Source organism: Nocardioides sp. P5_C9_2 (genome assembly GCF_054049555.1).
In genome coordinates, this window is sequence record NZ_JBFUMD010000117.1 from 1 (window position 1) to 8,931 (window position 8,931).

Sequence of the window (8,931 nt, forward strand, 5' to 3'; positions counted from 1 at the left end):
CTACCTGTGCCKCGCACTGGTCTGCCTGGTGATGGGCTCGGTCACGTCGTACGCGCGCAGCCGTGGCGAGGGGCTCGGCTTCAACGCGAAGACGGGTATCGCCGAGCGGGCCGACCGGCTGGTCGCCATCCTCGTCTTCACGTTCTTCGGCGACGTCCTGGACCTGCCGATCCTCTACGAGGCGACGCTGTGGCTGCTCGCGGTGGCGAGCACCGTGACGGTGCTGCAGCGGGTGCTGCTGGTCCGCCGGCAGGCCCTGGCCGAGGTCCGACCCGACGGCCCCGCCCAGGCCTGACCCACCGGTCCGTGCAGGCGTCGGTCCCGAGGCAGGGAGGCGCCGGGCCCGGTCGTACGATTCGGGCATGTCCGAGATCCCGCAGACCCCCACCACCGGCACCTCGCGCGTCAAGCGCGGGATGGCCGAGATGTTGAAGGGCGGCGTCATCATGGACGTCGTCACCGCCGACCAGGCCAAGATCGCCGAGGATGCCGGCGCCGTCGCCGTGATGGCCCTCGAGCGGGTCCCCGCCGACATCCGCGCCCAGGGCGGCGTGTCCAGGATGAGCGACCCCGACATGATCGACTCGATCATCGCGTCCGTCTCGATCCCGGTCATGGCCAAGGCCCGGATCGGCCACTTCGCCGAGGCGCAGGTCCTGCAGTCGCTGGGTGTCGACTACATCGACGAGTCCGAGGTCCTGACCCCGGCCGACTACGCCAACCACATCGACAAGTGGCACTTCACCGTGCCGTTCGTGTGTGGTGCCACCAACCTCGGTGAGGCGTTGCGGCGCATCACCGAGGGCGCCGCGATGATCCGCTCCAAGGGCGAGGCGGGCACGGGCGACGTGTCCAACGCGGTCATGCACATGCGCACCATCGGCGCCGAGCTGCGCCGCCTCGCGGGCCTCGCCGAGGACGAGCTGTACGTCGCGGCCAAGGAGCTCCAGGCGCCGTACGAGCTGGTCAAGGAGGTCGCCGGGACGGGCAAGCTGCCCGTGGTGCTCTTCACCGCCGGTGGCATCGCCACGCCCGCCGACGCGGCGATGATGATGCAGCTGGGTGCCGAGGGCGTGTTCGTCGGCTCGGGCATCTTCAAGGCCGGCAACCCCGCCCAGCGGGCCGAGGCGATCGTCAAGGCCACGACCTTCTTCGACGACCCCGACGTCGTCGCCAAGGTGAGCCGCGGGCTCGGTGAGGCGATGGTCGGCATCAACGTGGACGAGATCCCGCAGCCGCACCGGCTCTCCGAGCGCGGTTGGTGACCGACGCTCCTCCGGCGAGACCGAGCCCCGACGCCCCACGGCGTCGGGGCTTCGTCGTCCCTCGGTGTGTCCTCACCGCACCGTCCGTGGGCTGTACGCCGCCGCGCCGCGCCGTACGCGCATGACACGTCTGGGCTACACACGAGGGGTGGTCAGACCAGCGGTCGGGATGGGCGCAACGGGAAAGTAAAGAGTTCTCCACGCAGGGTGAACCCCTCGCCCTCATCGGCACGAGGGCGGGCGGCGACAGGTCAAGGTTCTGTCAAGAGGTTCCGGACTCGGGCCTCACGCAGACCTCATCGAATCCAAAGGATCCCCCCATGAAGAACACCACCAAGGGTGCCCTCGCCGCCTCCACCGCCGCCGTCCTGCTCCTCGGTGGCGCCGGCTCGCTGGCCTACTGGACCGATGCCGAGACCATCCAGGGTGGCGATGTGACGGCCGGCAACCTGTCGCTCGACGCCCCGTCGTGCGACACGGCGTGGAAGTACGCCGCGGGCAAGGCCGGTGCCGGCAGCACCGTCGTGCGCTTCGTGCCGGGCGACGTCGTCACCAAGAAGTGCACCTTCGTGGTGCGCGGCTCCGGTGACAACCTGGCGGCCACGCTGACCACGCCCTCGACCTACGCCATCGGCAACGGTGACGTGACCGCGACGGTCGCCGCGGCGTACTCCCTCGGCACCACCGCGATCGGCAACTCGGCGCAGGTCACCTCCGCCGACAACGGCAAGACGGTCACCGCGACCCTCACCGTCACCTTCCCGTACGGCACCAACGAGCAGGGCTCGCCGGCGGTCAACGTGAACAGCGCGCAGGGCGACACCGCGGTGCTCAACGACATCGCCGTCTCGCTCGTCCAGAACAACCCCAACGCCTGATCCGCAGAAGGGATCCGAGTCGATGAGAGCCGTACTGGGATGGGTCGGTCAGGCCTTCGCCTGGCTGGTCATCCTGGTGATGGTGTCGGTCCTCGCCGCAGCCGTGCTGATCCCACGGCTCGGCGGGGCGACCCCGTACACGATCCTCACCGGCTCCATGCAGCCCGGGATGCCTCCGGGAACCCTCGTGGTGGTCAGGCCCGTGGACCCGAGCGAGGTCTCGGTCGGCACGGTGATCACCTACCAGCTCGAGTCGGGCAGGCCGACGGTCRTCACCCACCGGGTGACCGCCGTCGGCGTGGACGCCACCGGCGAGCTGCGCTTCACCACCCAGGGCGACGCGAACACCACGCCCGACGCCGCCGCGGTGCGACCCGTCCAGGTCCGCGGTGAGCGCTGGTACTCCGTGCCCCACCTGGGCCGGCTGAACACCCTCGTCGGCGGACAGGAGCGACAGATGGCCGTCTACCTCGTCGCCGCCCTCCTGCTCGGCTACGCCGGCGTCCAGTTCATCGGTGCCGTGCTCCCACGATCCCGCCGGGCCGTTCATGCGTCCGCGTGACACGTCCGGGTTCCGCGTGCTGGGCTCGGTGCGGGTCCGCGCCGCGCTCGCCCTCGGGGTCCTGGTGGCCCCGCTCGGGGTCAACACGATGGCCTACTGGTCCTCACGCGTGGTCATCTCGCCGGGGACCGTGCGGGCCGGCAGCTTCGACCTCAAGGTCAACGGCGGCGACCAGCAGGTCGCCCTGGGACTCGACGTCGTGGACATGGCACGGAACACCTCGACGGCCGCCGTCGTCACCCTGAGCAACACCAGCACCGGCGACAACGCGGTCATGACCTACACGGTCGACGCCGTCACGGCAGACACCGCGCCCACCGGCACCGGGGCGGCGCTGACCGCCCGGGTCACGACCGCGTCGGCCGTCACCACGTCGAGTGCCGGCAAGACCTGCGAGGGGATCGTCGTGCCGTCATCGACGTCGTTCGCCGGGACCCTGGTCGGCACGCCGCAGTCGCTGCCCGCAGGCCAGAGCCGGACCCTGTGCGTCCARGCCGACCTCGGACCGAACGCACCCGCAGGTGGCAGGACGAGCATCACCCTGACGTTCAAGGCCGTCCAGAAGGATCCCAACGCATGATCGACATCTCGCCGGCCCCGTCGCGGCGAAGCCTCGGCCTGCGGGTCGGCAACGCCGCCCTCACCGTCGCCGCCGCGCTCGGCGCGGTGTCCCTGGTCACCGCCCTGGTCTTCACCGTCGCGAGCGTCACCCCGCTCGTCCTCACCTCGGGCTCGATGGACCCCGAGATCCCGACCGGCTCCCTGGCGCTGGCCCGCTCGGTGCCCGTCGACGAGGTCGCCGTCGGCGACGTCGTCTCCGTCTGGGACGCCCGAGGCACCCGCGTCACCCACCGCGTGGTGGCCCTCGACCCCGCCGGGCTCGTGCTCCAGGGCGATGCCAACCCGACCCCGGACGCCGACCCCTACGACGTTCCGACAGCCGATCGGGTCCTGGTCGCGGTGCCGCACGCCGGCACGGTGCTGGCCGCCCTGACGGCACCCGTCGGGCGAGGCGTCCTCCTCGCGATCGCCGCCGTGGTCCTCCTGACGTGGGTCCGTCCGCGAGGTCGGGCCCGACCGGCGCGTTCCGAGGGCGTCGCGGTGCTCGGCGTCCTGGCCGTCGTGGCCGGCGTCGGCGTGGGGGTGGCCCGGGCCCCCGAGGGAACGACCGCCTTCTGGTCGGACACGGTCGCCGGCACCGGGCAGATCTCCGTCGCCACGGCGGCACCGGTCCCCGAGAGGCCGGTCCTGACCGGTTGCAACCGACAGGGGAGCGGAGCCGCCCTGACCTGGACGTCGTCGTCCAACCCGACCAGCTTCCAGGTCCGTCACCAGAACCCCACCTCCGAAGCGCCCGTGGCCGGGACCGCCAGGACGGCCGCGACCGTCAACGCCAACCTCAACAACTCCGTCGGCGAGATCTGGGTCGTCGCGATCACCGGCGGGCTCGAGTCGGAGTCCAACCACTTCCGCTACAGCGGCAACGGCAGTGGCGCGAGCTGCGTCCCCGTCGGGTAGCCGCTGACCGGCACAGCGCGGCCGGGGCGCACCACACGGTCCGTAGGATCCTCRCTCGTGACCCAGACGATCGGCGTCCTCGCGCTCCAGGGCGACGTGCGCGAGCACCTGCGTGCCCTCACCGCGTGCGGTGTGACCGCGACCGCCGTACGACGCCCGGCCGAGCTCGCCGCCGTGGACGGCCTCGTCCTCCCGGGCGGGGAGTCGACCACGATGGTCAAGCTCGCCCGGATCTTCGAGCTCCTCGAGCCCCTGCGGGCACGTGTCGCCGCCGGGCTCCCGGTCTTCGGCACGTGCGCCGGGATGATCCTGCTGGCCGACCGGGTCGAGGACGGGACGCCGGGTCAGGAGACGGTCGGCGGGCTCGACGTGACGGTCCGGCGCAACGCGTTCGGCCGCCAGGTCGACTCCTTCGAGGAGGACCTCCACGTCGAGGGGATCGACGACCCCGTGCACGCCGTCTTCATCCGCGCACCGTGGGTCGAGGAGGTCGGTCCCGGCGTCGAGACACTGGCACGCGTGGCGGCCGGACCGGCCGCCGGTAGGATCGTCGGCGTTCGCCAGGGTCACCTGATGGCGACCTCCTTCCATCCGGAGGTCGGCGGGGACACCCGGGTCCACGAGCTGTTCGTGGACCTGGTGCGCAGGCGCTGACCGCGCGGACCACGCCGTACTGCTCCGGAGAAGAAGAGGGACCCATGTCTGGCCACTCCAAGTGGGCGACCACGAAGCACAAGAAGGCCGCGATCGACGCCAAGCGCGGCAAGCTGTTCGCCAAGCTCATCAAGAACATCGAGGTGGCCGCCAAGCAGGGCGGCCCCGACCCCACCGGCAACCCGACGCTCTTCGACGCGATCCAGAAGGCCAAGAAGAGCTCGGTCCCCAACGACAACATCGACCGCGCCCTCAAGCGTGGCTCCGGTGCCGAGGCGGGTGGGGCGGAGTACTCCACGATCATGTACGAGGTCTACGGCCCGGCGGGTGTCGCCTTCCTGGTGGAGTGCCTCACCGACAACAAGAACCGCGCGGCCATGGAGGTCCGGACGGCGGTCACCCGCAACGGCGGCACGCTGGCCGACCCGGGCTCGGTCTCGCGGCTCTTCGCGCGCAAGGGCGTGGTCGTGGTGCCCAAGACGCAGGAGGCGCGCGAGGTCTCGGAGGACGACGTCCTCGAGGCGACCCTCGACGCGGGTGCCGAGGAGGTCAACGACCTCGACGAGGCGTTCCAGGTGCAGTCCGAGGCGACCGACGTGGTCGAGGTGCGCACCGCGCTCCAGGCCGCCGGCATCGACTACGACTCGGCCGACGTCGAGTTCGTGGCGAGCATGGAGATCCCGGTCGCCGACAGTGAGTCCGCCGGCAAGGTCTTCCGCCTCGTCGACGCCCTCGAGGACCTCGACGACGTGCAGAACGTCTTCACCAACGTCGACGTCCCCGACGCGGTGCTCGCCGAGCTCGAGGACGCCTGACGCAGAGATCATGCGGGAGTCGCTCGCCCATCCGTTGCTGGTCGGCCGCTCGGCCCCGGCGTGTCGCGGGCGCTCGGCGGGACGCGGAACGTAGCGTGGTCGACCGAACACCTGTTCGTACGGAAGGGTCCCCATGCGTGTGCTCGGCATCGACCCCGGCCTCACCCGCTGCGGGGTCGGCGTGGTGGAGGGATCCCTGGGCCGACCGCTGAGCCTCGTCGACGTCAACGTGCTGCGCACCAGCGCCGGCGTCCCCGTCGCCGAGCGCCTCGTGACCATCGAGAAGGGTCTCGACGCCTGGCTCGACGAGTTCCGGCCGGACGCCGTGGCGGTGGAGCGGATCTTCGCGCGCTCGGACGTCAGCACCATCATGGGCACCGCCCAGGCCAGCGGGATCGCGCTCGTGGTCGCGGCCCGCAGGGGCCTGCCCGTCGCCATGCACACGCCCAGCGAGGTCAAGGCGGCGGTGTCCGGCAGCGGGCGAGCCGACAAGGCGCAGGTCACCGCGATGGTGACGCGGATCCTGCGCCTCGACGCGCCCCCCAAGCCCGCGGACGCCGCGGACGCCCTCGCCCTGGCCATCACCCACATCTGGCGCGGCAGCGCCCAGGCACGCATCGACGCCGCGCTGGCCGCGGCCGGGAGGAAGCAGTGATCGCATTCGTCCGCGGCGAGGTCGCCGCCGTCACGCTCACGAGCGCCGTCCTCGAGGTCGGCGGGGTCGGGCTCGAGCTCATGTGCACGCCCGGCACGCTGGCCACGCTGCGCGTCGGCCACCAGGCGATGCTGCCCACGAGCATGGTCGTGCGCGAGGACTCGCTGACCGTCTTCGGGTTCCTCGACGAGGACGAGAAGCAGGCCTTCGAGCTCGTCCAGACCGCGTCCGGCGTCGGACCCAAGCTCGCCCAGGCGATGCTCGCCGTGCTGACGCCCGACGACCTGCGCCTCGCCGTGGCCACCGAGGACGTCAAGACCCTCACCCGGGTGCCCGGCATCGGCCAGAAGGGTGCGCAGCGCATCATCCTCGAGCTCCGCGACCGCATCGGTCCGCCGATGGGATCCAGCGGCCGTCCGTCGCCGGCCGCGGCCGGCGCGCCCTGGCGCGACCAGGTCCAGCAGGGACTGGTCGGCCTCGGCTGGTCGGCCAAGGAGGCCGACCGCGCGGTCGAGACCGTCTCCGACCAGGCCGGCCCGAGCCCCGACGTCCCCGCCCTGCTCCGTGCCGCGCTGCGTACGCTGAGCAAGGCCTGAGGGGACGGCGGCGATGCCGATCGACTGGGACGACACCGACGGTGACCTGGAGGTCTCCGATGCGGACCTGACCGCGGCGGAGGCGGCCCACTTCCGCCGGCTCACCGATGCGGACGCCGACGGCGACGAGCGGGCGGTCGAGGCGGCGCTGCGTCCCCGGAGCCTGGACGAGGTCGTCGGCCAGACCCGGGTGCGCGACCAGCTCGGGCTGATGCTGGAGGCGGCGCGACGGAGGGGCAAGGCCCCCGACCACGTGCTGCTGTCCGGGCCCCCCGGCCTCGGCAAGACCACGCTGGCCATGATCATCGCCGGCGAGATRTCCTCGCCGCTGCGCCTGACCAGCGGACCGGCCATCACGCACGCCGGCGACCTGGCCGCGATCCTCTCCGGGCTCAACGAGGGCGACGTGCTCTTCGTCGACGAGATCCACCGGATGTCGCGTCCGGCGGAGGAGATGCTCTACATGGCGATGGAGGACTTCCGGGTCGACGTCGTCATCGGCAAGGGTCCCGGCGCGACCGCGATCCCCTTGGAGATCCCGCCGTTCACCCTGGTCGGCGCCACGACGCGGGCCGGGCTGCTGCCCGGTCCGCTGCGCGACCGCTTCGGCTTCACCGCGCACCTCGAGTTCTACGAGCCGCACGAGCTCGACCTCATCGTGCACCGCTCGGCCGGCCTGCTCGGCGTCGAGCTCACCGGTGAGGGGTCCTCCGAGATCGCCTCCCGGTCGCGGGGGACACCCCGGATCGCCAACCGCCTGCTGCGCCGGGTGCGTGACTACGCCCAGGTCCGCGCCGACGGCGTGGTCACGCTGCCGGTGTCCCGTTCCGCCCTGGAGCTCTACGAGGTGGACGAGTCCGGCCTGGACCGGCTCGACCGCGCCGTCCTCGACGTCCTGTGCCGTCGCTTCGGGGGAGGACCTGTCGGCGTGGCCACCCTGGCGGTCGCCGTGGGCGAGGAGCGCGAGACGGTCGAGGAGGTCGCGGAGCCCTTCCTGGTCCGCCTCGGGCTCCTGGCCCGTACGCCGCGTGGTCGCGTCGCCACGCAGGCGGCATGGCGCCACCTCGGCCTGTCGATGCCCGCCGGTGCCGGCATCGAGGGCTCGTTGTTCGACGACGTGTGACGCGGCTCCCACCCCGGCACGTACACTCCACCGTTGGTCCGCCCCGAGCGCGTCAGATGCTCGTGAGGATCGCCGTCTCACTCCCTGACTCGCGAGGTACTCGACCGTGACGGAGCTCGTCTCCTTCCTGCCCCTGGTGGCCATTGCCCTTCTCTTCTGGCTGATGGTGATCCGCCCCGCCTCCCGCCGCCAGAAGAACCTGGCTCGCATCCAGTCCGCCCTGCAACCCGGGCAGCGCGTGATGCTGTCCTCCGGCATCTTCGGCACCGTGGTGTCCGTGGTCGACGACCGCGTGCGGGTGGAGATCGCCACGGGTGTCGTGGTCGAGGTCGTCCGCCCGGCCATCGGCTCCGTCGAGGAGGCGGCCGAGGACGACACCCCGGACCTGCCGCCGACCACCACCGACGGCGAGGCCTGAGGTGGCGCGTCGCCCCAACCCCGGACGCACCCTCGTCGTCTTCTTCCTCGGGCTCCTGGTCGCCTACGGGCTCGTCGCCGTGGCCGGCACCTGGACCCCCAAGCTGGGCCTCGACCTGCAGGGCGGCACCCGGATCACGCTGATCGCCCAGGGCCACGTGTCCACCGACCGACTCTCCGAGGCGCGCGGGATCATCGAGGACCGGGTCAACGGCTCCGGGGTCTCCGAGGCCGAGGTCTCCACCCAGGGCAGCAAGTACGTCGTGGTGGAGATCCCCGGCGAGAGCCGTCGCGACCTGGTCGAGACGGTCAAGCGGCAGGCGCAGATGCGCTTCCGCGTCGTCGCCGCGCAGGCCGCCGGGACGGCCGGCGCCGGGACGGCGGGGCAGGGCGGCGCCCCGACCGTGCCGGGCACCCCCGACGGCGGCGCGGGCACGCAGCCGCAGGT

11 protein-coding genes and 2 pseudogenes are annotated in these 8,931 nt (G+C 72.0%); all 13 read left to right on the forward strand.

Annotated elements, in window-relative coordinates; genetic code table 11:
• A pseudogene (locus ACXJKL_RS08115) lies at window positions 1-295 on the forward strand (phosphatidylinositol phosphate synthase); the annotation flags it as partial.
• Between the two features lie 67 nt (window positions 296-362).
• Window positions 363-1,265, forward strand: a complete 903-nt coding sequence (gene pdxS / locus ACXJKL_RS08120; protein WP_457206556.1) for a pyridoxal 5'-phosphate synthase lyase subunit PdxS — start codon at window positions 363-365, stop codon at window positions 1,263-1,265.
• A 320-nt stretch (window positions 1,266-1,585) separates the two neighbouring features.
• The gene (locus ACXJKL_RS08125; protein ID WP_457206557.1) at window positions 1,586-2,143 is read left to right on the forward strand and encodes an alternate-type signal peptide domain-containing protein; all 558 of its coding nucleotides are present in this window, start codon (window positions 1,586-1,588) and stop codon (window positions 2,141-2,143) included.
• A 22-nt stretch (window positions 2,144-2,165) separates the two neighbouring features.
• Window positions 2,166-2,705: a signal peptidase I gene (locus ACXJKL_RS08130; RefSeq protein ID WP_457206558.1), complete on the forward strand. Its 540-nt coding sequence runs from the start codon at window positions 2,166-2,168 to the stop codon at window positions 2,703-2,705.
• Window positions 2,692-3,285: a SipW-dependent-type signal peptide-containing protein gene (locus ACXJKL_RS08135; protein ID WP_457206559.1), complete on the forward strand. Its 594-nt coding sequence runs from the start codon at window positions 2,692-2,694 to the stop codon at window positions 3,283-3,285. Before ACXJKL_RS08130 ends, ACXJKL_RS08135 begins: the two co-directional genes overlap by 14 nt.
• On the forward strand, window positions 3,282-4,223 hold the full coding sequence (locus ACXJKL_RS08140; RefSeq protein ID WP_457206560.1) for a signal peptidase I: 942 nt from the start codon (window positions 3,282-3,284) through the stop codon (window positions 4,221-4,223). The genes ACXJKL_RS08135 and ACXJKL_RS08140 overlap by 4 nt, the downstream gene beginning before the upstream one ends.
• A 57-nt stretch (window positions 4,224-4,280) precedes the next feature.
• Window positions 4,281-4,877: a pyridoxal 5'-phosphate synthase glutaminase subunit PdxT gene (gene pdxT, locus ACXJKL_RS08145; RefSeq protein ID WP_457206561.1), complete on the forward strand. Its 597-nt coding sequence runs from the start codon at window positions 4,281-4,283 to the stop codon at window positions 4,875-4,877.
• 44 nt (window positions 4,878-4,921) lie between these two features.
• Window positions 4,922-5,692, forward strand: a complete 771-nt coding sequence (locus ACXJKL_RS08150; protein WP_457206562.1) for a YebC/PmpR family DNA-binding transcriptional regulator — start codon at window positions 4,922-4,924, stop codon at window positions 5,690-5,692.
• A gap of 133 nt (window positions 5,693-5,825) precedes the next feature.
• Window positions 5,826-6,347 carry a crossover junction endodeoxyribonuclease RuvC gene (gene ruvC, locus ACXJKL_RS08155; RefSeq protein WP_457206563.1) on the forward strand — a complete coding sequence of 174 codons (522 nt, stop codon included), beginning with the start codon at window positions 5,826-5,828 and terminating at the stop codon, window positions 6,345-6,347.
• The gene (gene ruvA / locus ACXJKL_RS08160; protein ID WP_457206564.1) at window positions 6,344-6,943 is read left to right on the forward strand and encodes a Holliday junction branch migration protein RuvA; all 600 of its coding nucleotides are present in this window, start codon (window positions 6,344-6,346) and stop codon (window positions 6,941-6,943) included. Before ruvC ends, ruvA begins: the two co-directional genes overlap by 4 nt.
• 13 nt (window positions 6,944-6,956) lie before the next feature.
• Window positions 6,957-8,066 carry a Holliday junction branch migration DNA helicase RuvB gene (gene ruvB / locus ACXJKL_RS08165; RefSeq protein ID WP_457206565.1) on the forward strand — a complete coding sequence of 370 codons (1,110 nt, stop codon included), beginning with the start codon at window positions 6,957-6,959 and terminating at the stop codon, window positions 8,064-8,066.
• A 106-nt stretch (window positions 8,067-8,172) separates the two neighbouring features.
• Window positions 8,173-8,484, forward strand: coding sequence for a preprotein translocase subunit YajC (gene yajC, locus ACXJKL_RS08170; RefSeq protein ID WP_457206566.1), 312 nt, complete (start codon window positions 8,173-8,175; stop codon window positions 8,482-8,484).
• 1 nt (window position 8,485) lies between these two features.
• Window positions 8,486-8,931, forward strand: a pseudogene (locus tag ACXJKL_RS08175) (protein translocase subunit SecD); the annotation flags it as partial.